The organism is Rhizobium leguminosarum bv. trifolii WSM2297, from assembly GCF_000271845.1.
Window position 1 is genome coordinate 106,495 of sequence record NZ_JH719395.1, and the last position, 21,731, is coordinate 128,225.

At 62.1% G+C, this 21,731-nt stretch carries 17 protein-coding genes and 1 pseudogene; 6 read left to right on the plus strand and 12 right to left on the minus strand.

The window, feature by feature from the left end:
- Nucleotides 1–30: 30 nt before the first annotated feature.
- The 3 genes and pseudogenes from pepN to RLEG4DRAFT_RS40865 form a co-directional block, all read right to left on the minus strand.
- Complete coding sequence (gene pepN / locus RLEG4DRAFT_RS15780) at nucleotides 31–2,679, minus strand: aminopeptidase N (RefSeq protein ID WP_003578139.1); 2,649 nt, start codon at nucleotides 2,677–2,679, stop codon at nucleotides 31–33.
- A 187-nt stretch (nucleotides 2,680–2,866) separates the two neighbouring features.
- A pseudogene (locus RLEG4DRAFT_RS58680) lies at nucleotides 2,867–3,972 on the minus strand (methyl-accepting chemotaxis protein).
- Between the two features lie 102 nt (nucleotides 3,973–4,074).
- Complete coding sequence (locus RLEG4DRAFT_RS40865) at nucleotides 4,075–4,242, minus strand: hypothetical protein (RefSeq protein WP_171898213.1); 168 nt, start codon at nucleotides 4,240–4,242, stop codon at nucleotides 4,075–4,077.
- A gap of 64 nt (nucleotides 4,243–4,306) precedes the next feature.
- Between RLEG4DRAFT_RS40865 and RLEG4DRAFT_RS15790 the strand changes: the two genes are divergently transcribed.
- Nucleotides 4,307–5,245 carry a DMT family transporter gene (locus RLEG4DRAFT_RS15790; RefSeq protein WP_003578144.1) on the plus strand — a complete coding sequence of 313 codons (939 nt, stop codon included), beginning with the start codon at nucleotides 4,307–4,309 and terminating at the stop codon, nucleotides 5,243–5,245.
- 222 nt (nucleotides 5,246–5,467) lie between these two features.
- On the plus strand, nucleotides 5,468–6,340 hold the full coding sequence (locus RLEG4DRAFT_RS15795) for a hypothetical protein (RefSeq protein WP_003578146.1): 873 nt from the start codon (nucleotides 5,468–5,470) through the stop codon (nucleotides 6,338–6,340).
- On the opposite strand, the gene RLEG4DRAFT_RS40870 is transcribed toward RLEG4DRAFT_RS15795, so the two are convergent.
- The 6 genes from RLEG4DRAFT_RS40870 to RLEG4DRAFT_RS15820 all read right to left on the minus strand — a co-directional run bounded on the left by RLEG4DRAFT_RS40870 (nucleotide 6,341) and on the right by RLEG4DRAFT_RS15820 (nucleotide 13,776).
- Complete coding sequence (locus RLEG4DRAFT_RS40870; protein ID WP_003578147.1) at nucleotides 6,341–6,493, minus strand: hypothetical protein; 153 nt, start codon at nucleotides 6,491–6,493, stop codon at nucleotides 6,341–6,343. It lies immediately after the preceding gene.
- 50 nt (nucleotides 6,494–6,543) lie between these two features.
- Nucleotides 6,544–6,735: a hypothetical protein gene (locus RLEG4DRAFT_RS15800; RefSeq protein WP_003569328.1), complete on the minus strand. Its 192-nt coding sequence runs from the start codon at nucleotides 6,733–6,735 to the stop codon at nucleotides 6,544–6,546.
- Between the two features lie 132 nt (nucleotides 6,736–6,867).
- Nucleotides 6,868–7,773, minus strand: coding sequence for a uracil-DNA glycosylase (locus RLEG4DRAFT_RS15805; protein WP_003578149.1), 906 nt, complete (start codon nucleotides 7,771–7,773; stop codon nucleotides 6,868–6,870).
- Between the two features lie 68 nt (nucleotides 7,774–7,841).
- The gene (locus RLEG4DRAFT_RS15810) at nucleotides 7,842–9,134 is read right to left on the minus strand and encodes an Hsp70 family protein (protein WP_003578152.1); all 1,293 of its coding nucleotides are present in this window, start codon (nucleotides 9,132–9,134) and stop codon (nucleotides 7,842–7,844) included.
- 212 nt (nucleotides 9,135–9,346) lie between these two features.
- Entirely contained in the window at nucleotides 9,347–12,472 is a 3,126-nt protein-coding gene (locus RLEG4DRAFT_RS15815) for an efflux RND transporter permease subunit (protein WP_003578154.1), read from the minus strand.
- Nucleotides 12,469–13,776, minus strand: coding sequence for an efflux RND transporter periplasmic adaptor subunit (locus tag RLEG4DRAFT_RS15820; RefSeq protein ID WP_003578156.1), 1,308 nt, complete (start codon nucleotides 13,774–13,776; stop codon nucleotides 12,469–12,471). The genes RLEG4DRAFT_RS15815 and RLEG4DRAFT_RS15820 overlap by 4 nt, the downstream gene beginning before the upstream one ends.
- 289 nt (nucleotides 13,777–14,065) lie before the next feature.
- Here RLEG4DRAFT_RS15820 and RLEG4DRAFT_RS15825 point away from each other — a divergent pair, with 289 nt between their 5' ends.
- Nucleotides 14,066–14,947, plus strand: a complete 882-nt coding sequence (locus RLEG4DRAFT_RS15825; RefSeq protein WP_003578158.1) for an aminoglycoside phosphotransferase family protein — start codon at nucleotides 14,066–14,068, stop codon at nucleotides 14,945–14,947.
- Nucleotides 14,948–15,056: 109 nt separating this feature from the next.
- On the opposite strand, the gene RLEG4DRAFT_RS15830 is transcribed toward RLEG4DRAFT_RS15825, so the two are convergent.
- On the minus strand, nucleotides 15,057–15,845 hold the full coding sequence (locus RLEG4DRAFT_RS15830; RefSeq protein WP_003578159.1) for an SDR family oxidoreductase: 789 nt from the start codon (nucleotides 15,843–15,845) through the stop codon (nucleotides 15,057–15,059).
- A gap of 246 nt (nucleotides 15,846–16,091) precedes the next feature.
- Between RLEG4DRAFT_RS15830 and RLEG4DRAFT_RS15835 the strand changes: the two genes are divergently transcribed.
- Complete coding sequence (locus RLEG4DRAFT_RS15835) at nucleotides 16,092–17,756, plus strand: electron transfer flavoprotein-ubiquinone oxidoreductase (RefSeq protein ID WP_003578160.1); 1,665 nt, start codon at nucleotides 16,092–16,094, stop codon at nucleotides 17,754–17,756.
- 101 nt (nucleotides 17,757–17,857) lie between these two features.
- Nucleotides 17,858–18,499 carry a L,D-transpeptidase gene (locus RLEG4DRAFT_RS15840; protein ID WP_003578161.1) on the plus strand — a complete coding sequence of 214 codons (642 nt, stop codon included), beginning with the start codon at nucleotides 17,858–17,860 and terminating at the stop codon, nucleotides 18,497–18,499.
- 70 nt (nucleotides 18,500–18,569) lie between these two features.
- Here the strand turns inward: RLEG4DRAFT_RS15840 and RLEG4DRAFT_RS15845 are convergent, their stop codons facing one another.
- Nucleotides 18,570–19,475: a DMT family transporter gene (locus RLEG4DRAFT_RS15845; protein ID WP_037093770.1), complete on the minus strand. Its 906-nt coding sequence runs from the start codon at nucleotides 19,473–19,475 to the stop codon at nucleotides 18,570–18,572.
- Between the two features lie 97 nt (nucleotides 19,476–19,572).
- On the opposite strand from RLEG4DRAFT_RS15845, the gene RLEG4DRAFT_RS15850 reads away from it, so the two are divergent.
- A complete protein-coding gene (locus RLEG4DRAFT_RS15850; protein WP_171898214.1) occupies nucleotides 19,573–20,094 on the plus strand; it encodes an Lrp/AsnC family transcriptional regulator in 522 nt (173 codons plus the stop codon).
- A gap of 176 nt (nucleotides 20,095–20,270) precedes the next feature.
- Here the strand turns inward: RLEG4DRAFT_RS15850 and mgtE are convergent, their stop codons facing one another.
- The gene (mgtE, locus tag RLEG4DRAFT_RS15855; protein WP_003578164.1) at nucleotides 20,271–21,644 is read right to left on the minus strand and encodes a magnesium transporter; all 1,374 of its coding nucleotides are present in this window, start codon (nucleotides 21,642–21,644) and stop codon (nucleotides 20,271–20,273) included.
- Between the last annotated feature and the right edge of the window lie 87 nt (nucleotides 21,645–21,731).

Here is a 21,731-nt window from a genome sequence, read left to right on the forward strand (position 1 = left end):
CGCGTCTTCGCGGCGGCCCGCCGAAGCAAATCACCCCTTGAGCGTGCGCTCGACGATATCGCGGACATCCGTCGAAAGAGGAGTAGCCTGTTCGATCTCGGTCAGCGCGGAGCGGGCGTGATCGGCGCGCGCCGGTTCGAGTGAGCGCCAGGAGCGCATCGACGTCAGAATGCGGGCGGCAAGCTGCGGGTTGCGCTCGTCGATATCGAGAATCTGACGGGCGAGAAAACGATAGCCTTCGCCATCGGCGCGGCCTAAGCCGGTCGGATTGGCAAAGGCGAAGGTGCCGACCAGCGACCGCATCCGGTTCGGATTGGTCCGCTTGAACAGCGGATCGTCCATCAGCGTGCGGACCCGTTCCAGGGCTTTCGCACCGGGAATGCCGGCCTGGATCGCAAACCATTTGTCGATGACGAGGGCATTTTCCGCGAAACGGTCGCGGAACTCTGCCAGCGCCTCGCCGGTCTCCACGCTGTCGGGGAAACGATGAGCGAGGATCGTCAGCGCGTGGCTGAGATCGGTCATGTTATTGGCCGCATCGAAGGCCGCCTTGGCGCGCGCCGGCGTCTGTTCGGCGTGCGAGAGATAGGTCAGCGCCGTGTTGCGCAGCGCTCTGAGCCCGGCGCTTTTCGCATCCGGGCTGAAATCGCCCGCCGTCGTCATCGCTGAGTAAAGGCTGGCAAAAACATCCTTTCCGGCATCGGCGATCTGCTTCAGGACCGCCTGCCGGCCGGCATGGATGGCATCGGGATCGTTATTGCCGCCGAGTTCGCGGGCAATATCGGATTCGCTCGGCAGCGCTAAGGCCTGGGCGCGGAAGGCCGGCTCGAGGCTGTCGTCGGCGGCTGCCGCAATCAGCGTCTCGACGAAGGTCGCCTCGCAGACGACAGGCTTGCCCTCGCGGGCGTCGCGGGCGGCTTTCAGCAGGTTCGGCAGCGCCAGGTCGGTCAGCGCCTGCCAGCGGGCGAAGTGATCGGTCTCATGGCGGGCGAGGTGGGCGAGATCGGCCGGGCTCTGATCGAAATGCAGGTTGATCGGCGCCGAGAAGCTGCGGTTGATCGAAACGACCGGACGCGAGCCGATGCCATGGAACACCACCGTCTGCGTACGGCCGGTGAGATGCAGCACCTCGCCGGCATATTCCGCGCCCTCGACCGAACTCGGGTCGAGCTTGCCGCCGTTTTCGCCGAAGAGCGCCAGGCTGAGCGGAATATGCATCGGCTCCTTGCTGGGCTGGCCGGGCGTTGCCGGGATCATTTGCTCGAGCGACAGGGTGAAGCTGCCGGCCGCTGCATCATAGCTGCCTGATGCGGTGACGAGCGGCGTGCCGGCCTGATGGTACCAGAGCGAGAATTGCGTAAGGTCGCGCCCGCTCGCATCCTCGAAGCATTTGACGAAATCCTCGATCGTCACGGCCTGGCCGTCATGGCGCTCGAAATAGAGGTCCATGCCCTTCTTGAAGCCGTCCTTGCCGAGCAGCGTCGCGATCATGCGCGTGACTTCGCTGCCCTTTTCGTAGACCGTCGTCGTGTAGAAATTGTTGATCTCGCGATACGTCGTCGGCCGCACCGGATGCGCGAGCGGGCCGCCATCTTCCGGGAACTGCTCCGATTTCAGGTGGCGCACCTCGGCGATGCGCTTGACCGGGCGCGAGCGCTGGTCGGACGAGAATTCGTGGTCGCGATAGACCGTCAGGCCCTCTTTGAGGCAGAGCTGGAACCAATCGCGGCAGGTGATGCGGTTGCCGGTCCAGTTGTGAAAATATTCATGCGCGATGATCGTTTCGATATTGGCATAATCGGCATCGGTCGCGAGTTCCGGATCGGCAAGGACGTATTTGTCGTTGAAGACGTTGAGGCCCTTGTTCTCCATCGCGCCCATGTTGAAGTCGGAGACGGCGACGATCATGAAGATGTCGAGATCGTATTCGCGTCCGAACCTCTCTTCGTCCCACTTCATCGAGCGTTTCAGTGCGTCCATCGCATAGGCCGCGCGCGGTTCCTTGCCGTGCTCGACATAGATCTTCAGCACCACCTCGCGGCCGGACATAGTGGTGAATGTGTCTTCGACGACGCCGAGATCGCCGGCAACGAGCGCGAAGAGATAGCTCGGCTTCGGATGAGGGTCGAACCAGGCGGCGAAATGCTTGCCGGGGCCGTAGCCGGCGCCGCCGAGGAAATTGCCGTTCGACAAGAGCAGCGGGTTGGCATCCTTGTCGGCGATGATGTTGACCGTAAACGGCGCAAGCACGTCGGGCCGGTCGGGGAAATACGTGATGCGACGGAAGCCTTCCGCCTCGCATTGCGTGCAATAGATGCCGCCGGTGCGGTAAAGGCCCATCAGCTGGGTGTTGGCCTCGGGGTTGATGAGCGTGGTGATCGTCAGCTCGAAAGGCGCGCTTTCCGGCAGGTCTCGCACGGTGAGGCTTTCCGCTGTTGCGTCATAACGCGAGGGGTCGAGCTCCACCTGGTCGAACAGCAGCCCCGACAGCGTCAACTCGTCGCCGTCGAGCACGATCGGCGCTGCCGGATCGGTGCCCGGGCGGCGATGAAAGATCAGGCGTGCCTCGACCTTTGTCTCCGTCGGGTCGAGTTCGAAAGTCAGGTCCACGCGTTCCAGCACGAAGTCGGTGGGACGGTAATCTGCCAGATGAATGACCTGGCCGGTATCTGTTCGCATGGTGTTTCCTGAAGACCGTTATTTGACAACCGCGGAATACAGAGGCGGGCGCACTCTGCCATAAATTTGCCGGGCATGATTACATTAAAGTCTGAACTAAACTTAAAGCAAATTGCCCGCGAACCTCAAGTTCGCGGGCAAAATATCCTGTTTGGAGCGGATGAGCGCCTCTGCCGGCCGGATGGCGCTATTTCAGATTGAGCGCCGCCTTGATCGTCGCGTCATTTTCCGTCCGTTGAACGACGACGCCGTACCAGCCGAGCCCGTCGTAATCCTCGTAGCCGAGGGTGCGCGCGAAAGCGACGATCGAGCCGCTATTGTCGTAATAGCTGCCCTTGGCCCGGCCGGACGGGTTGGCGAGCGCGAAATGCGAAAACAGCAGGGCGGGATTGGTGGTGGCGTGACCCGGCTCTTGCCGTCGAGCAGCATGACCGTCGTTTTCTCCGCCAGCTGCGGCGGCAGGTTCGCCTCTTTCTCGACGATCGCCTGGCCCTGGTTCTGCCAGTCGAAATAGACGCCGAGCGTGCCGATCAGCCGTCCGTCGATCTTGCCGCCTTCGCGGATGCCGGTGGCATAGACGAGCGCATGCCTGTTGTCGTGGAGCGGGCTCGCCTTGACCTCGTCGACGATATAGGCGTCACCGGAGGAGCACGCCGACGCGGCGCGAAACCACGGATCGCCGGCAAGGCTTGCCCCCGCGATCTTGCGCTGGAACTTGGGATTGGCCGACGCGATCACCTTGCCTGAGAGATCGGTCACGACGAGATCGAGATAGACGGTGTAGAAGCGGTTGATGGCGCCGAGACGCTCCGCCGCAAAGGCGGCGGTCTCCCTATCCGGGTTCTGCAGCGCCTGCCAGAGTGCCGGATCCGTCGCCCACCAGCGCACATCGGCGGTGCGCTCGAAAAGGTTGCGGACGATAAGCTGCACCAGCGTCTGCGCCAGATCGGTGAGGCGAACGCCCTCCATCTCCTCGACCAGCGAATCGGCCATGGCGCGGCTGAGGCCGATACGGCCGAGCACGTTGCTCTCGAACCTGCCGGTGATGTCGCTTGCGATCTGTGCCAGCCGCTGCACCTCGTTGGCTACGACCGCAAAGCCCTTTCCGGTCTCGCCGGCTCTTGCCGCCTCGATCAGCGCGTTGATGGCGAGCAGCTTGATCTGCTTGACGATATTGGTGTTGTCGGCGCTGAAGCGCTCAAGGTCGGTGCTGATGCCGTCAGTGACGACACGCATCGAGCGCGGTGTCGCATTCTGCGACCGGGCAATGGTTTCTGCGCTGAGCGGCTTCATCAAATGATCCTGGAAGGGCGGGCAATCGTCTGGGCGAATAAAATTTCGAGATCAGCAAAAACGATGCGTGCCTATGGTTTTCAATTGGTTAACACCGCGCGATCAGAGGTAAACATTTTGATATGATTGGCCGAAGAGAGCGAAATTTCGACGGGAGGGCGCGCGTTGCGCATCGTCGACCGGCGGCGGACAGCGATTTTGCGATTCTTCGGCGCTGCTTGCGATTTTTCGCCAATCGCGATTTTCTTTCGCTACGATGGAAGAGATCATCCCTGCGTTCCCGAGTCGAACGCGTCTTCCCGTACCTGTTAAGTCAGTATCACGAGCCAGGATCATGCACGCGGTTCTCAAAAACCCGATGAGAGGCATTGCGCTGAAAGTCTCGTCGGTCGTGGTCTTCCTGGCCATGCAGACCTTCATCAAGCTGGCGGGCTCGGACATCCCGCCGGGTCAGGTTACTTTCTGCAGATCCTTCTTCGCGCTCTTCCCGATCATCGCCTATCTCGCCTATATCGGGCAGTTGCGCGCCGCCTTCTACACCGCCAATCCGGTCGGCCACCTCAAGCGCGGCACGATCGGCATCATGTCGATGGCTTTTGGTTTCTACGGCCTCCTGCATCTGCCGCTGCCGGAGGCGATCGCGCTCGGCTATGCGCTGCCGCTCGTTGCCGTTATCTTCGCCGCGGTTTTTCTCGGCGAGACCGTGCGCATCTATCGCTGGAGCGCCGTCCTAGTCGGCATGGTCGGCGTTGCCATCATCTCGTGGCCGAAGCTGACGCTGTTTCGTGATGGCGGCATGGAAGCCGAACAGGCCGTTGGGGCCCTCGCAGTGCTGCTCTCGGCCGTCCTCGGCGGCATGGCGATGATCCAGGTGCGCCGTCTCGTCGAGGAGGAGAAGACGGCGACGATCGTGCTCTATTTCTCGCTCACCGCCTCGGTCTTCTCGCTGGCCTCCCTGCCGTTCGGCTGGCATGTCCTGCCATGGCCGTCGGCACTCTATCTGATCGCGGCCGGCTTTTGCGGCGGCGTCGCGCAGATCCTGTTGACCGAAAGCTACCGCCATGCCGATGTCTCCACCATCGCGCCATTCGAATACACATCGATCCTGCTCGGCGGCATCGTGGCCTATTTCGTCTTCGGCGATGTGCCGAGCGTGACCATGCTGATCGGCACGCTCATCGTCGTCTCCGCCGGCATCTTCATCATCTATCGCGAACATCAGCTGGGCATCGAGCAGCGGGAGGCGCGCAAAGCCACGACGCCGCCGGCCTGACGCCGCAAACCGATGTGGATTGCAGCCTCTCGAAATTGCTCTCAATGAGTGAAAAGAATGGTGAATTCTTGGGATATCGCCGCTTCCCGGAATATGTTTGTAGAAGATGAGAGACTATCAGTTATTCGAAGCTGTGCATGCCTGAATGGCCGCTGATGCCGGAAGAGCGCTCGGTGTCGTTGCTTCCATCGTCGGCCGGCGAGGGAGGTGGAGAGAAGCGTAATGGCATTCACGGCGGAGCAATTGGCGGGGAACTGCTCCTTTCTGCTGAGCATCCGCTTTTTGGCTGGGCAGATGCGCGGCATGTTCGATGCCGGTCCGCGCCTGGCGCGATTGCTCGCTTCGCATCAGCGCTGGCTTCTGACCCAGACTGCCTATGCCCTCAACCTGGAATATGATCCGCGCGACCCGACCTCGGGTTTCACCGCCGTTCGGCTGACCGGACGCATCACCGCGCATAAGGTGGCGAGCCGCAACACCGTGCTCGCCTTCATCGAAGAACTTTATACCTACCGCTTCATTGTCCACACGCCCGGCGACGAACGGCGGCGGCCACGTCATTTCGAGCCGGCCGATGTCAGCCATCAGGCGATGTTTGCCTGGATCCATTCCAATCTCGGCGCGCTCGATCTGCTTGACGGTGGTCAAAGGGCAGCGTTTTTCCAGACGAACCCATCATTGATGCGGCTGGTTCAGCCGCGCATCGCCCGCCATTGCCTGGAAGATGCCGCCTGGCGCGAGCCGCCGGAACAGGTGGCCTTGTTCCTCTGGACGGAAGCCGGCGGCCTCGTGGTCGACAATTTCATTGCCCGCATGGATATAGAAAACATCGAGGCGGGGAGGTATTCCGTCGGTCGCGTCGACACCCGTGCGCTCGCGGCCGACTTCATGATGTCGCGCACCCATCTGCAGCGGCTCCTCGCAAAGGCGGCGCAGCGCGGCTGCGTCGGCTGGGATGACGAACCGCGCAAGACGCATTTTTGGATATCGCGGGATTTCGTCGAGCAATATTGCGCCTGGCAGGCGGTCAAGTTCGCCTATGTCGACGAAGCCTTCGAATGGGCGAAAGCCCAGTTCGAGGAAATGGCCGTCTGATCAGAGAACGATTGCCGAAGCGCTTGCGCCGCCAATGCCGGTATCGGCCGGCTTTACCGAAAGCTCGCGCTCATACTCCCGCGCCGCGCAAACCGCGACGCGGATATGCTCGAACGTGTCGATAGTGCGCAGAAGCGATAGGATCGTGGACATTTCAAGTACTCGTGGATTTGACGCGGAAGGGCAGGCGAAGCGCCTGCCGCTCAATATTGCTGGAAGTCCGAGAAGATCGCGTCGGGGCGCGCCGTGCGGCCGTTGATGCCGGTGCCGCGGGCGGTCATCTGTTCGTTCGCGGCAAAGCCGAAGCGGCTGTAGCCGTGGGTGGAACGAACCTGGTCGCCGGCGAGGCGAAGGGTTTCAAACCCGCTATGGATAGGACGAAAATGCTTGTTCATGGCCTTGGTTCCTGTGGTTCCTCCCAAGACACCATCTCATATTGCGGTGCAGCATTGATTCCGCAATGCGTCACGACGGGATGCAGTCATGCGCAAAACGCATGGGTCGATTCATGAATTATTCAACTTTGGCTAATTTCTAAGCAAAGAGAGGGACTTAAGCTTCGCTTGAAAGGCGAGCAGGTCATTCCAGGCCAGCCGTTTATTGACGGGCGCGGTTAACAGATCCTGCGGATGCAGGCTGGCTATGGCAGGAATGACACAGTCCGCAGCGGCAATTTCCCTCCAACGGCCGCGCAGGCCGTGAATCGTGTCGTTTTCGCCGAAGAAGAAGCGGGCCGCAAAGTTGCCGAGCAACAGGATCGCCTTGGGTTCGGCCAGAGCGATCTGCCGTTCGATGAAGGGCCGGCAGATGTCCATTTCGGCAGCTGAGGGCGCACGATTGCCGGGTGGCCGCCAGGGGATGACCTGCGTCAGCAGGACGCTCGAGCGCGTCAGCCCGATTGCCGCCAGCATCTTGTCGAACAGTTGGCCGGATTTCCCCGAGAAGGGCACACCTTCGCGATCGTCTTCGGCGCCCGGTGCCGAGCCGATCACCATGATACCGCTTTCGGCATTACCGCTAGCAAAGATAGTCGAGCGGGCGCTGTGCTTAAGATTGCAGCCGTTGAAAGCTTCGATCGCGGTCTTGAGTTCTGCCAGCGACCGCGCGGTTTCGGCGACGAAACGCGCCTGCTGCACCGCCTCGCCATCCGGGATCGCCGGTTGCGGGCCGGAGGCGGCGCGTTCGGCCGGGGCCGGGCGCGCCGCTGTAGTCGGGCGCGGCGGTGTCCGGCTTTCACCAGGCGCGGCACGGTCCCCAGCGGCGGCAGGTTGCGGCTGCGCCTGGGTCGCCGGGCGGCGGGCGGCCTTCATCGCCTCGAATTCGGCGAAGCGGTCGATCGCCTCTTCCTCCAGCAGCCATTCCACGCCGGCATCCGCATGGAAATGCAGAAGCGCTGCAAGCTCGGCGGGGGAAAGGTCGTTGGCGGAGATCATCCGACAGGTTTAGCGGAGAGACTGTGGCATGGAAAGGGCAGCCGACAGATTGCCCGCCCTTGCCGGCGCTATTGCACAGTCCATTGCGCGATGTCGTCGCGTTCACCGATCAGCGCCAGGCCGTGGGCGATCGACAATAGTTCGCCGCCGCTCTCGATCTTGTCGCTGTCGAAGCGCTCGGTGAAAATGCGCCGCACCGCCGGCACGAAGGAGGTGCCGCCGGTCAGGAACACCTTGTCGATGCCGGATGCATCGGTGTTGGTCTTTTCCAGGACGTCGTCCAGCGCCCCTTCGATACGGGCGAGGTCGTCGACGATCCAGCTTTCGAAATCGCTGCGCTTGATCGTGCGGCGGCCGCCGCGGCCGAGCGGGGCGAAATCGAACGGAGCCTCTTCGGCGGAGGAAAGCGCCATCTTCGTAGCAGAGACCGCCTGATAGAGCGGATAGCCTTCGTCATGGTCGATCAGCTCGACGAAGATTTCCAGCTTCTCCGGTTCCAGCGCCGTGCGCACCAGCTTCTTGAGATCGTCGAATTCCCGCGAGGTCTTGAAGATCGACAGCTGGTTCCAGCGGCTGAAGCTCGCATAGTAGTTTGACGGCACCTCAAGGATCTTGTCGAAGCTCTTGAAATGGCTACCCTTGCCGATCTGCGGTGCGACGATGTTGTCGATCATGCGCGCATCGAAATGGTCGCCGGCCACCCCGACGCCGGAATGGCCGATCGGCGTGGCCGTCAATTTGCCGGCCCTGGTCTCGAAGCGGATCAGCGAATAGTCCGTCGTACCGCCGCCGAAGTCGGCGACGAGCACGGTCGCATCGGACTTCAGGTTCTGCGCGAAGTAGAAGGCGGCCGCAACCGGCTCGTAGACATAATGAATTTCCGGAAAGCCGAACCGCGTCAGCGCCTCGTTATAGCGTTGCACCGCCAGCCTCGGGTCTGGACTGGCGCCGGCAAAATGTACCGGACGGCCGGCGATGATGCGGCTGGTATCATCGGGCCAGCTCTCGCCGGCGTAATGGCGAAGGCGCCGGATGAAGATTTCCATCAGGTCTTCGAAGCTCTGCCGCTTGCCGAAGATGATTGTGCCCTGGAAGAGCGCGCTTGCCGCAAAGGTCTTGATGGATTGCAGGAAACGGCAGTCGCCGGGATTGTCGATGAACTGACGGATCGCGGCATGGCCCGCCTCGACCTTCAGCGCCGAGGCGCCGAGCTGCGCATCCTTCATGAAGGAAAGCGCCGTGCGCATGCTGTCGGCCGTGCCTTCCGTGCTGGTGAATGCCATCGAGCGCGTCGCGCCGCCATCCGCCGTGGCGAGAACCGTATTGGTCGTGCCGAAGTCCAAACCCAGCGCCTGAGCCATGCCCGCACCTCTTTCATGCCGATTGTTATTGGAGGCGGAGCATGGCTCCGCGAAGGGGCGTAAGCCCGCCCCGGATTCAAGAGGGCGGGTGATGCCACAGAGGCGTGACACATTCAAGAGGAGCGAAAGTTGAGGTGATCGAGGCGCACTTCTTCTTCAGAAGTGCGCCGCAAGAAGGGTCAATCGGCAACGCCGAACTCAGAGGGCCGTCATCATTCGGCAGCCATTGCCCTTGCCTCCTGCACCTGCACCTCGGGCTCCTCGACCTTCTTTCCGCCGATCAGGCGGCCGAGGAAGTTTCCGAAGCGGTCCATCTCGACGAAGATGACCGGGGTGATGAACAGCGTCAGCATCTGCGAGACGATCAGGCCGCCGACGACGGCAATGCCGAGCGGCTGGCGCAGTTCGGAGCTTGCGCCGGTGCCGAGCGCGATCGGCAGGGCGCCGAGCAGGGCGCAGAAGGTCGTCATCATGATCGGCCGGAAGCGTCGCACACAGGCCTCGTGGATCGCGTCCGTCGCCTTTTCGCCGGTCGTGCGCATGGTCTCCACCGCCACGTCGATCATCATGATCGCGTTCTTCTTGACGATGCCGATCAGCATCAACAGACCGATCAGGGCGATGATCGACAGATCGAAGCCCATGATCTTCAACGCCAGCAGCGCGCCGAAGGCCGCGGCCGGCAGGCCGGAGAGAATGGTCAGCGGATGGATGAAGCTTTCATAGAGCACGCCGAGCACGACATAGATGGTCAAAACCGCCGCCAGGATCAGATAGGGCGTATTGCCCTGCGACTGCTGGAAGATCTCCGCCGTACCGCCATAGGAGGTGAAGACGTCGGCTGGCACGCTGATGTCTTTCTTGATTTGTTCGACCGCCGCCGTCGCGTCGCTGAGCGAGACGCCTTCCGGCAGGTTGAAGGACACCGTGGTCGAGACCAGCTGGCCCGTCTGGTTGATGGTTACCGGGCCGGTGGTGCGCTGCACATGAGCGAAGTTCGACAGCGGCACCAGGCTGCCATTGGAGGAGGCGACACGGATCTCCGACAGCTTCTGGTCGTCCCAGGGTTTGCTGGTGTCGTATTCGACGATGACGTCGTAGCTGTCGCCGGTCGACTGGATTTCCGCCGCCGAATATCCGCTGAAGGATTCCTGCAGCGTCGTGCGCAGCGTGTCGTTGTCGATCCCGTAAGCGGCTGCCCGCTCGGTATCGATGACGATACTGGCCTGCAGGGCGTTGTTCTGGGCGTCCGAGGTTACATCCGTGAACAAGCCTCGGTCGCCACGCATCGCCGTCTGGATCTTGCCGGCCCAGAGGTTGGTCTGGTCGGCGCTGAGTGCCTGCACGACCAGCTGATACTGGCTGGCGGTCTGGCGGCCGCCGAAGCGCAGGCTCTGGTTCGGCGTCACGAAGGCCTGCAATCCGGGGATCTTGTTGATCGCCGTGCGCAACTCGCGCAGCGTCTGGTCAAGCGGCGGACGCTCCTTCTTGTCCTTGAGTTCGACAAACATCGAGCCGTTGTTCTGCGGTTTGTTCGGGTTGCCGCCGATCGTCGACATCACGTGGTTGACCGCCGGGTTCGCCTTGACGGCGGCTGCCGCCTGCTGCTGCAGCGCCTCCATGGCGGTATAGGAAATGTCCTGTCTCGCCTGCGTGCTGATCGTCAGCCGGCCGATGTCTTCCTGCGGGAAGAAACTCGTCGGCAGCGTCATGAAGAAATAGACCGTCAGCGCCACCGAACCGAGGAAAACCCCGAGGATCGTCAGGCGATGGCGAAGGCACCAGCCAACCGCCCTGTCGTAGCCGTTGAGTGTCCGCTCGAAGCCGGCATCGAAAATGCGGATGAGGAGCGGCGGGCGGCTGTGATTGTTGGAGAGGCGCGAGCCGAGCATCGGCGTCACGGTCAGCGAGACGATCGCCGACGAGATGATGGCGATGGCGACCACCATGCCGAATTCGTTGAAGACGCGACCGACGACGCCGCCCATCAACAGGATCGGGATGAAGACCGCGATCAGCGAAACCGACATGGAGATGATGGTGTAGCTGACTTCGCCGGCCCCCTTGATCGCCGCCTCCCGCACCGGCATGCCTTCCTCGACATGACGCAGGATGTTTTCGAGCATGACGATCGCATCGTCGACGACCAGCCCCACCGCGAGCGTCAGCCCGAGCAGCGAGATGTTGTCGATGCTGTAGCCGAGTACATACATCATGCCGAAGGTCGAGATCAGCGACAGCGGAACGGCAAGTCCCGGAATGATCGTTGCTGTGGCATGGCCGGTGAAGAGATAGATGACGAGAACGACGAGGCCGATCGTCAGGAACAGTGTGAACTTCACGTCGGCGATGGCGGCGCGAATGGGTTTTGCCGCGTCGTTCATGACGACCGTCGTGACCGAAGGCGGGATTTCGGCGTGAAGCTGTGGCAGCTTGGCGTTGATCGCATCGACGACATCGACCGTATTGGCATCCGGCTGACGCTGAATGGCAAGGATGATGCCGCGCTGGCCGTCATACCAGCTGCCGGTATACTGGTTCTCGACGCTGTCCTGCACATCGGCGATATCGCCGAGATGGATCGGCGCGCCGTTCGGATTGGCAATGACCAGCGAGCGGAATTGGTCGGCATTGGTCCGCTGCGTGTTCGCCGTGATGGTCATGCTCTGCGAACTGTTCTGCAGCGTTCCCACCGGCTGCTGGCTGTTGGCGGCAGAAAGCGCCTTGTTGACGGTATCGATGCCGATGCCGCGGGTGAGCAGCTTGTTGGGATCGACCTCGACGCGCACGGCATAGGTCTGCGCACCGTAAACGCTGACCTGGGCAACGCCCGGAAGTGTCGAAAGCGACGGCGAGATGATGTCTTCGGCGATCTCGTCAAGTTTGCTGCGGGGCATGGTGTTGCTCTGCACGGAGAGCAGCATGACCGGCGCATCGGCCGGGTTGGTCTTGCGGTAGCTCGGCGGCGTCGTCAGGTTGTCGGGCAGCTGGCGGGTGGCATGTGAGATCGCCGCCTGCACGTCGGCCGCAGCGGCGTCGATATCGCGGTTGAGATCGAACTGCAGCACGATACTCGTGCTGCCGAGCGAACTGGAGGCGCTGATTTCGCTGATTCCGGGAATGGTCTCGAACTGCTTGATCAGCGGCGTGGCAACCGAGGTCGCCATCGTCTGCGGCGAGGCGCCGCTCAACTGCGCCGAAACATTGATTGTCGGAAAGTCGACCTGGGGCAGGGCCGCAACCGGCACGAGCCGGTAACCGGCAAGGCCGGCCAGAATGACGCCGATGGCAAGCAGCGTCGTCGCGACGGGGCGCTGGATACAGAAATTCGGGATCATTGCTGAGCTCCCACCGCGATCGTCTCGGATTGCTGGGGTTGCCGAGGCTCTTCGGCGGAGGCGACATCAAGCGTCTTTTGATCGAACTGCTCGTTGATCGCTTGCTGGTCGCTGAGCTGGCCCTGGCCTTCCACCACGACATGGTCGCCTTCCGAAAGACCCGATGCGATGGCGGTGAAGCCGCCATTGGCGCGGGCAACGGTCACCGGCGTCAGATGCGATTTGCCGTCCTTGGCGACGAAGGCGAAGAACCCCTCCGGGCCGGGGCTGACGGCAACCGTCGGCACCACCACCTGCTGTTCGGTACTGTTGAAATGCACCACGATGTTGACCGACTGGCCGGGCCAGAGCGCGCCGGCGGCATTCTCGAATTTTGCCTTGGCGAGGATCGTGCCGGAGGCGGTATCGACGGTGTTGTCGTAAAAACTGATCTCGCCCTTGCGGACTTGCCCCTTGGTGGAAGCGGGGACCGTGCTGACCTCGACCGGGCCGGCGGCCAGGGCGGTCTTCAATCCCCTGAGATAGCGTTCCTGCAGGTGGAATTTCACATAGATCGGATCGTATTTGGCGATGGTGACGATCGCCGAGCCGGCATTGAGGAAAGCCCCCTTGCTGATGGCGATGTCGCCGAGCCGGCCGTCGAAGGGTGCGCGGATATCGGTATTTTCGAGGATGATCTGATCCGAGGCAAGTGTCGCCTTGTCGGCATCGACCGTGGCGGCGGCGGTATCGCGGGCGGCTTTCGCCTGATCGAGGCTCTGCTGGGTGCCGGCCTTCTGGTCGAAGAGGTCTTGCGCGCGCACCAGTGCGGTCTCGGACTCCGAAAGAGTCGCCGTATCCCGCACGATCATCGCATTGTCCTTGTCGACGGCGGCCTTGGCCGTCCGGTCGTCGAGCTTGGCGATCAGGTCGCCGGCTTTGACGGTCGCCCCATCCTGGCCATTGATGCTGACGATCAGGCCCTGTTCTTGCGCGGCGATGGTGGTGTTGTCGTCGGCATCGGCCCAACCGGAAGCCGTCACATCCGTCGGCAGCGTCGTCTTCACGGCTGCAACGGTCTTCACGACTGTCGGGCCACCGCCGCCGCGTCGGCGCCCGCCGCCCTGATGTTGCCCACCGTTCTGCGCTTGATCGGCCTGCGCCTGATCGCCCTGTACCGGCTGCCCGCCATTGCCGCCAACCGGCTGCTTGATGAACTGCGAGAGGTAGGGAATGCGGGAGGCATAAGGGAGCATATTCCCGAATTGCCAGACGCCGACGGCGGCAACTGCGATAACGCTGACAGTGATCCAAAATTTCTTCATGGGCGAGACCGGGGGTTGAACGGGGTTTGCGATTTTTATGCTCTGATTGAGCCGCTTATATTGCGGCGCAAAAAAGACATAATTCCCGGGTCGCAATCACTAAGTGGTTATAACGGCTTAAATTTTTGTAATGAATATTCCGTAATATTCAAACTATACTAATATAGGCCAGTGTAACTCCGGTGCCGTTTGACGGCGGAGGGGCAGGCGGCTCGCGACAAGACGAGATCGGTCCGCGTGCCGTTCGTCGCCCGGCGAAAAAACACGGAAAAAGAGAAGGCAGGTCGTCATGACCGAATTGAACGCAAGCGAATTTCGCTCTCTCATCACAAGCGTGTTTCCTGAACTCACGGCCTCTGTCTTCAAGCTGGCGGCGAAGAGCTGGGATTCGCTTGCCGTCGACGTCGATGACACGCTGATCTTCAAGTTTCCCCGCCATCCAGCCGCCGAAAGAGCGCTTGTGAAGGAAGCCGGCGTGCTCGACATCGTTCGGCCGTCGCTGTCGATGGCGGTTCCCGACATGCACATTCACGACGGGCCGCCGATCTTCTCCAGCCATGCCAAGCTCGACGGCGAGCATCTCATTGCCGAAGATTACGATGCGCTGGGGCAGGGTGTTCGCCGGCACCTCGCCGATGACCTCGCACGGTTTTACGCCGAGTTGCACGTGCTTGATGCCGATCGCCTGCGTCAAGCCGGGGTCGGAGCCATCCAGCCATGGCAATCGCCCGACGCGGTGCGAACGAAGGCTTTGCCGCTGCTGCCGCCCGACATCGGGCGTTTTGCCGAGGCCGTCATTGCCGATTTCGAAGCCTTGCCGCCTGATCCCCACGGCACGGTCTTCGGCTTCTTCGACGGCCATGGCTGGAACATGGCCTTCGACCATGCGCAAGGCAGGCTCAACGGCATTTACGATTTCGCCGATTCAGGTTTTGGCCCGCTGCACCAGGAATTCATCTACTCGAATTTCATCTCAGCCGATCTGACCGCACGCATCGTATCGGCCTATGAGATGCTGACCGGACGCAAGCTCGACCGGCGGCGCATTGCGATCCTGACGGGCTTCCATCGTCTTTCCGAACTCGCCGAACTCGCAGACGATCCGGCGCATGTCGACTTGATGGTCCAAAATGTTGCGACATGGGCTGCTGTGGCGGCTCATGTCGGCTAATGCATGTCGCCCGAAAGTGTAGCGGTTCCGGGATAACGACATGCATAAAACAAAGAGCTAACGCCCGTCGCATGAAGCAAGCTTGCTGCGACGCGCTTTAAAGCAGCCGTCAGACGGATCGCGCCGCGCCGCCGTCGCAGCGGATCAGCGAGCCGGTGATGTAGCTTGCCGGCTGGCTGCACAGGAAGGCAGCCGTTGCGGCAAATTCCTCCACCCGGCCGTAGCGGCCGACCGGAATGCGCGCTTCCTTGTCGGTGCGGATCTCTTCGAGGCTCTTGCCCGTCCGCTTTGCCGCCGCCCCGTCGAGATCGTCCAGCCGCGCGGTCAGGATGCTGCCCGGCAGGAGCAGGTTGGTGGTAACGCCGAAGCCCGCCACTTCGGAGGCGAGCGTCTTGCTCCAGCCGGCTAGAGCCGGGCGCAGCGTATTCGATAGTGCCAGATTGGCGATCGGTTCGATCACGCCGGAGGAAGCGACGGTCAGGATTCGGCCCCAGCCCTGCGCCTTCATGCCGGGCAGCAGCGCGTTGGTGAGCGTAATCACCCGGGCGACCATGGAGAGGAAATAGGTCTCGAGCTTTTCACCCGTCATGTCTTCGGTCGTGCCGGGCGTCGGCCCGCCGGTATTGTTGACGAGGATATCGAGCCCGCCGAATTTCTCCTTGACAGCGCTCGTCGTCGTCTCGACGAAGCGTTCATCGCCGAGGTCGGCCCAGATCCAGTCGGCCCGGCCTTTGCCTTCGCTGTTGATCGCCTTGCAATTGGCTTCCAGCTGCTCGCCGCTGCGCCCGCAGAGCAGCAGGTTTGCGCCTTCGCGCGCCAGTGCCGTGGCGATGCCGAGGCCGAGCCCACGCGAGGAGGCGAGGATGAGCGCCCGTTTGCCTTCGATGCCGAGATCCATGATTGTCCTCCAATATCTCTAGGCGATGTATAAGACGCATACGGCGGAAAAGGAAAGGCAGTGGCACCGGTTCCGCGCGTTTGATAATTGACGTTTACGTAAACGGTATATAATTTTGCCTCCCGAAGCGTATCATTGTGCGAATTGAAGATTGGCTGTCGTATCCCGGCTCGACAATGCTTTCTCGTTTTGACAAGAAAGTGCCTATGGGATGACGGCCGCGCGCCGCCAAGCGGAGACGAGTGAATGACCGAGACGACTGAACTGCCCGAACGCGAGAGCATGGAATTCGACGTGGTGATCGTCGGCGCAGGCCCTGCCGGTCTTTCCGCAGCAATCCGGCTGAAGCAGGTCAATCCGGAACTCTCGGTCGTCGTGCTGGAGAAGGGGGCCGAGGTCGGCGCCCACATACTCTCCGGTGCGGTCGTCGATCCGATCGGCATCGACCGGCTGCTGCCTGGCTGGCGCCAGGAGGCGGATCACCCGTTCAAGACGGAAGTAACTGCCGATCACTTCCTGCTGCTCGGACCGGCCGGCTCGATCCGCCTGCCGAATCTGCTGATGCCGCCGTTGATGAACAATCACGGCAACTACATCGTCTCGCTTGGGCTTGTCTGTCGCTGGCTGGCAACCAAGGCCGAAGAACTCGGCGTCGAGATCTATCCGGGCTTTGCCGCGACTGAAGTGCTTTACAATGACCAGGGTGCGGTCATCGGCGTTGCCACCGGCGACATGGGCATCGAGAAGAACGGCGAACCCGGCCCGAACTATACCCGCGGCATGGAACTGCTCGGCAAATATACCCTGATCGGCGAGGGGGTGCGCGGCTCGCTCGCCAAACAGCTGATCGCCAAGTTCGATCTGCAGAAGGATCGCGAACCGCAAAAGTTCGGCATCGGCATCAAGGAGCTCTGGCAGGTCAAGCCGGAAAACCACAAGCCGGGCCTGGTGCAGCATTCCTTCGGTTGGCCGCTGGGGATGAAGACCGGCGGCGGCTCCTTCCTCTATCACCTCGAAGACAATCTCGTCGCCGTCGGCTTCGTCGTCCACCTGAACTACAAGAACCCCTATCTCTATCCCTTCGAGGAATTCCAGCGCTTCAAGACCCATCCGGCGATCCGCGGAACCTTCGAGGGCGGCAAGCGGCTCTCCTATGGGGCGCGCGCCATCACCGAGGGTGGCTACCAGTCGGTGCCGAAGCTTTCCTTCCCCGGCGGGGCGCTGATCGGCTGTTCGGCCGGTCTCGTCAACGTGCCACGCATCAAGGGCAGCCACAATGCGGTGCTGTCGGGCATGCTGGCGGCCGACAAGATCGCCGCGGCGATGGCGGCCGGCCGCAGCCATGACGAGGTCGCCGAGATCGAAAACGAATGGCGCAAGGGCGACATCGGCAAGGATCTGAAGCGGGTGCGCAACGTCAAGCCGCTCTGGTCGAAGTTCGGCACGGCGATCGGCGTGGCGCTCGGCGGTCTCGACATGTGGACCAATACGCTATTCGGCTTTTCCTTCTTCGGCACGCTGAAGCACGGCAAGACCGATGCGCAGAGCCTGGAGCCGGCATCGCAGCACAAGCCGATCGCCTATCCGAAGCCGGATGGTGTGTTGACCTTCGACCGTCTGTCCTCGGTGTTCCTGTCGAACACCAATCACGAGGAGGACCAGCCGGTGCATCTCCAGGTGAAGGACATGGACCTGCAGAAGCGCTCGGAACACGACATCTATGCCGGCCCGTCGACGCGTTACTGTCCGGCCGGTGTCTATGAATGGGTGGAGAAGGACGGCAAGGACACCTTCGTCATCAACGCCCAGAACTGCGTCCACTGCAAGACCTGCGACATCAAGGACCCCAACCAGAACATCAACTGGGTGCCGCCGCAGGGCGGTGAAGGGCCGGTCTATCCGAATATGTGAGGCGGATTATCTCAACCGCCGACAATTTTTACGTGCTGACGCCTTCGTGATCACTTGTTGCGGGCTGCCGTTAGCCGTTCGTTAACCATAATTTCCTTAGTTTGCGACATCATGTTGACGCACTAAGGACAACGATCTCCCGCCGGGGCTTCCTGATCGCTCTGCCGCTTTTTGTCGCCGGCTGCTCTTCAACCGGCCTGAACAGCCAGACGAATTACGCCGCACTTCCGGATGAAAAATTCCCGTTGAGGCAGGTGCCGATCGACAAGATCAAGCCGGAGCTCCGCCGTCAGGAAGTAGCCTACGAAACCACGCATGCGGCCGGCACGATTGTCGTCGATACGACGGCACGGCGCGCCTACTACGTCCTCGGCGACGGCAGGGCGGTGCGCTACGGCGTTGGTGTCGGCCGCGAGGGACTGGCCTTTGCCGGCAACGCCTATATCGGCCGCAAGGCCGAGTGGCCGAGCTGGACGCCCACCGAAAACATGCAGCGCCGCGAAGAACGTTATCGCAAACTCGCCGGCGGCATGCCGGGCGGCCCGAACAATCCGCTCGGTGCACGTGCGATGTATCTCTATCGCGGCGGCGGCGATACACATTTCCGCATTCACGGCACCAACCAGCCGCAATCGATTGGTCTTGCCATGTCGAGCGGCTGTATCCGCATGATGAACCACGACGTGATCGACCTCTATAGCCGCGTCGAGGTCGGCGCCAGGGTCGTTGTCATCCAGGCCTGATCCCGGGCAGCAGACGTGCAAAAGCCGCCGCAGCGATAGCTGTCGGCGGCTTTTGCTTTTGGTGAGAGTTTCAACGGCGCCGCGCCGCAAAACCCGTCGACAGCGCCACGCCGATGCCGGTGATGACGGCGGCGCTGATTTCGGCAATTCCGACCGGTTCGCCGAGCAGGAAGCCGCCGCCCAACGTCGCCAGCACCGGTGTCAGCGCCGTGAAGGCGGCCGCCTGTGTACCGCCGAGGGTGCGAACGGCCGTGCCATAGGCGACCATGGCGACGAGGCCGGAAAGAATGCCCTGGCTCAGCACTTGCAGGCCGATTTCCGGAAGCGGGGCCTGCGGCAGCGAGATGCCGAAGACGAGGGCCAGCACAGCCATGATCAGGAAGGACCAGACGGCAATCAACGCGCTGGCCTGAATGGCCGTCAGACCGGAGCGGCGGAAGGCATGCGTATAGCTTGCCCAGAGCACGGCGCCCGCCGGCAGCATTACAAAGCTCGTCCAGGGCAGGGAGGCATCGACAAGGCTGCGGGCGAGCAGGATCAGCACCCCGCCGACGATCGCCACCAACCCGGCGATGCGCGTCGCATCCGGCCGCTCCCGAAACAGCAGAATGCCGATCAGGGCGGTGGCAAGCGGCATGGAGCCGCCGAGCAGGATTCCGGAGGAGGCTGCCGGTGTGGAGTGGATCGCAAGCGTCGTCACCAGGAAGAAGATCGCGCCGCAGCCGGCGACCATGATCGCCAAAAGATGCAGCGGCAGACCCTTCGGCAGCAGGCCGATGCGAAGCCAGACCGGCGACAGCGCGACGGCTGGAATGCCGAAGCGGATGAGGCCGATATCGATCGAGCCGAGCGACGTCGTGGCGCTGTGGCGGGTTGCCAGAAACCAGGAAGCCCAGATCAGCACGGTGATGGTGCCGGCGGCATAACCGACGGTCTGCGAAGGTGATCTGTCGTTTGAAAATGCGATCGTGCTCATCGTCCTAATCCTTTCCTGCATCCGGATCCTGTCCGGTTCAAGAGAAGATTAGCTTGAGATGCCGAGGCATGTCCTTGCTATCTCTAGCTCGAAAATCATGCTATGCGCAATCTTCTGCCAATTACTGCCGATAGGAATCGCGAAAATGCCAAATCTCGATAAATTCGATATCGCCATCCTGAAGTGCCTGCAGGAGGATGCGCGGGCGACCAATGTCGAGATCGCCGAGAAGGTGAACCTGTCGCCATCGCCCTGCCTGCGCCGCATCCGCAATCTTGAACGCTCCGGCATCATCCGCGGTTACACCGCCGATATCGACCGCAAGGAGGTCGGACTCGGCCTAACCGTCTTCGTCGAATTCAAGGTCGCCCATCACAGCCGCGAGAACTCCGAGGCGCAGCACAAGGCGCTGCTCGCCATCCCCGAGATCGTCTCTTGCTTCCTAATATCGGGTACCGCCGATTTCCTGGCCGAAGTGGTGGTGGAGGATCTTGCCGCTTACGAGCGGCTTCTGACCGAAACGCTGCTGACGTTGCCCAACGTCAGCGACATCCGCTCAAACTTCGCCATTCGCAGCATCAAGACGCATGGACCGTTGAAACTGCCCGAGGGGCAATAATTTCCCAATACTTTTTTCTCGGCCAGTAAAACCCCTCCCCAACCCCTCCCCACAAGGGGGAGGGACAAACCTGGGGCACCGTCTCGCTCCCCCGAAAGGTCAAATATTTGGAATGCGGGTGCGGCAGTTTAAGCCCCTCCCCCTTGTGGGGAGGGGTTGGGGAGGGGTCTTAGGCTTTACAGCAGCGTCCCGCTGAGGATGAGCAGCGCCACCGAGAAGTAGATGACGAGCCCGGTGACGTCGACCAGCGTGGCGACGAAGGGGGCCGAGGCGCTGGCCGGATCGAGCCGGAGCTTCTGCAGCAGGAAGGGCAGCATCGAGCCGCAGATCGAGCCGAAGGTGACGATCCCGATCAAAGCGGCAAACACCGTGATGGCGACCATCTGCCAATGCGGGCCGTAATCATAGAGCCCGGCCGACTGCCAGAAGACGATGCGGATGAAGCCGACAAGGCCGAGGATCGCGCCGAGCACGATGCCGGTCGGCAATTCGCGCAACAGCACTTTCCACCAGTCCGAAAGCTTCAGTTCGCCAAGCGCCAGCGCCCGGATGATCAGCGAGGTCGCCTGCGAACCGGAATTGCCGCCCGAGCTCATGATCAGCGGGATGAACAGCGTCAGCACCACGGCCTTTTCCAGCTCGCCTTCGAAATGCTGCATGGCGCTTGCCGTCAGCATCTCGCCGAGGAACAGGGCGGCGAGCCAGCCGGCGCGCTTGCGGATCATGCCGGCAAAGCCGATCTTCATATAGGGCTGGCCGAGCGCCTCCATGCCGCCGAACTTCTGGGCCGCTTCCGTCGTGTCGGAGATCATCGTGTCGATCACGTCGTCGACGGTGACGATGCCGAGCATCTGCCCGTGGTCGTCGGTGACCGGCAGGGCGAGCAGGTCGTGCTTGCGGATCAGCCGGGCGACGTCCTCCTGCTTCATCAGCGGATCGGCCGAAACCGGCGCGCCCTTCTGCGCCACCGAGAGGATCGAGGCATCGGGCTCGCCGGTGATCAGGCGGCGCAGCGTCACCACATGCAGCAGCGCATGGCTGATCTCGTCGAGCACATAGATCGCATAGACGGTCTCGCGCGAGCGTTCGACTTGGCGCACATGATCGAGCGTCTGGGCAACCGTCCAGCTATCGGGCACGCTGACGAATTCCGTCGTCATGATGCCGCCGGCCGTGCGCGGCGGATAACCCATCAGGTGCTGGATGGCGATGCGCACCGGTTCGTCGAGGCTGGAAAACAGCCGGGCGCGGGTCTCGCCGTCGAGTTCGAGCAGCACATCGGCGACACGGTCGTTCGACATTCCGTGCAGCAGCCGTGCGGCGTCCTCGGCACTGATCAGCGCCAGGATTTGCGCGGCGTTGCGAAGCTCCGGCCGATCGAGAATGTTGACGGCATAGTCGAGCGGCATGCCTGACAGCACGCGGCCGGCATCCTGGACGGTGAGTGCGTTCAACGCATCGACGCGTTCGGCGATGGTTGCGCCGCGGCTGTTGTTGATGAAGGCACGGGCGGCATGGCCTGCCCGAAGAGGGAAGCGATTGATGTTCATTTGAGGCTCGCCTTTCCGTCGATCCGCCGTAGCGTCCCGAACGGGCGAGCCGACAGGAGTCGGTCAGCGCACGAGGGCCGCGTACGG

What these genes read in the sequence shown, in the direction of transcription:
- RLEG4DRAFT_RS15815 (WP_003578154.1), bottom strand. Translation starts at nt 12,472, where the DNA reads ATGATCCCGAATTTCTGTATCCAGCGCCCCGTCGCGACGACGCTGCTT.
- RLEG4DRAFT_RS15850 (WP_171898214.1), top strand. Translation starts at nt 19,573, where the DNA reads ATGCTATGCGCAATCTTCTGCCAATTACTGCCGATAGGAATCGCGAAA.
- mgtE (WP_003578164.1), bottom strand. Translation starts at nt 21,644, where the DNA reads ATGAACATCAATCGCTTCCCTCTTCGGGCAGGCCATGCCGCCCGTGCC.
- RLEG4DRAFT_RS15800 (WP_003569328.1), bottom strand. Translation starts at nt 6,735, where the DNA reads ATGAACAAGCATTTTCGTCCTATCCATAGCGGGTTTGAAACCCTTCGC.
- RLEG4DRAFT_RS15830 (WP_003578159.1), bottom strand. Translation starts at nt 15,845, where the DNA reads ATGGATCTCGGCATCGAAGGCAAACGGGCGCTCATCCTCGCCTCCTCG.
- RLEG4DRAFT_RS40865 (WP_171898213.1), bottom strand. Translation starts at nt 4,242, where the DNA reads ATGATCTCTTCCATCGTAGCGAAAGAAAATCGCGATTGGCGAAAAATC.
- RLEG4DRAFT_RS40870 (WP_003578147.1), bottom strand. Translation starts at nt 6,493, where the DNA reads ATGTCCACGATCCTATCGCTTCTGCGCACTATCGACACGTTCGAGCAT.
- RLEG4DRAFT_RS15805 (WP_003578149.1), bottom strand. Translation starts at nt 7,773, where the DNA reads ATGATCTCCGCCAACGACCTTTCCCCCGCCGAGCTTGCAGCGCTTCTG.
- RLEG4DRAFT_RS15845 (WP_037093770.1), bottom strand. Translation starts at nt 19,475, where the DNA reads ATGAGCACGATCGCATTTTCAAACGACAGATCACCTTCGCAGACCGTC.
- RLEG4DRAFT_RS15835 (WP_003578160.1), top strand. Translation starts at nt 16,092, where the DNA reads ATGACCGAGACGACTGAACTGCCCGAACGCGAGAGCATGGAATTCGAC.
- RLEG4DRAFT_RS15820 (WP_003578156.1), bottom strand. Translation starts at nt 13,776, where the DNA reads ATGAAGAAATTTTGGATCACTGTCAGCGTTATCGCAGTTGCCGCCGTC.
- RLEG4DRAFT_RS15790 (WP_003578144.1), top strand. Translation starts at nt 4,307, where the DNA reads ATGCACGCGGTTCTCAAAAACCCGATGAGAGGCATTGCGCTGAAAGTC.
- RLEG4DRAFT_RS15795 (WP_003578146.1), top strand. Translation starts at nt 5,468, where the DNA reads ATGGCATTCACGGCGGAGCAATTGGCGGGGAACTGCTCCTTTCTGCTG.
- RLEG4DRAFT_RS15810 (WP_003578152.1), bottom strand. Translation starts at nt 9,134, where the DNA reads ATGGCTCAGGCGCTGGGTTTGGACTTCGGCACGACCAATACGGTTCTC.
- pepN (WP_003578139.1), bottom strand. Translation starts at nt 2,679, where the DNA reads ATGCGAACAGATACCGGCCAGGTCATTCATCTGGCAGATTACCGTCCC.
- RLEG4DRAFT_RS15825 (WP_003578158.1), top strand. Translation starts at nt 14,066, where the DNA reads ATGACCGAATTGAACGCAAGCGAATTTCGCTCTCTCATCACAAGCGTG.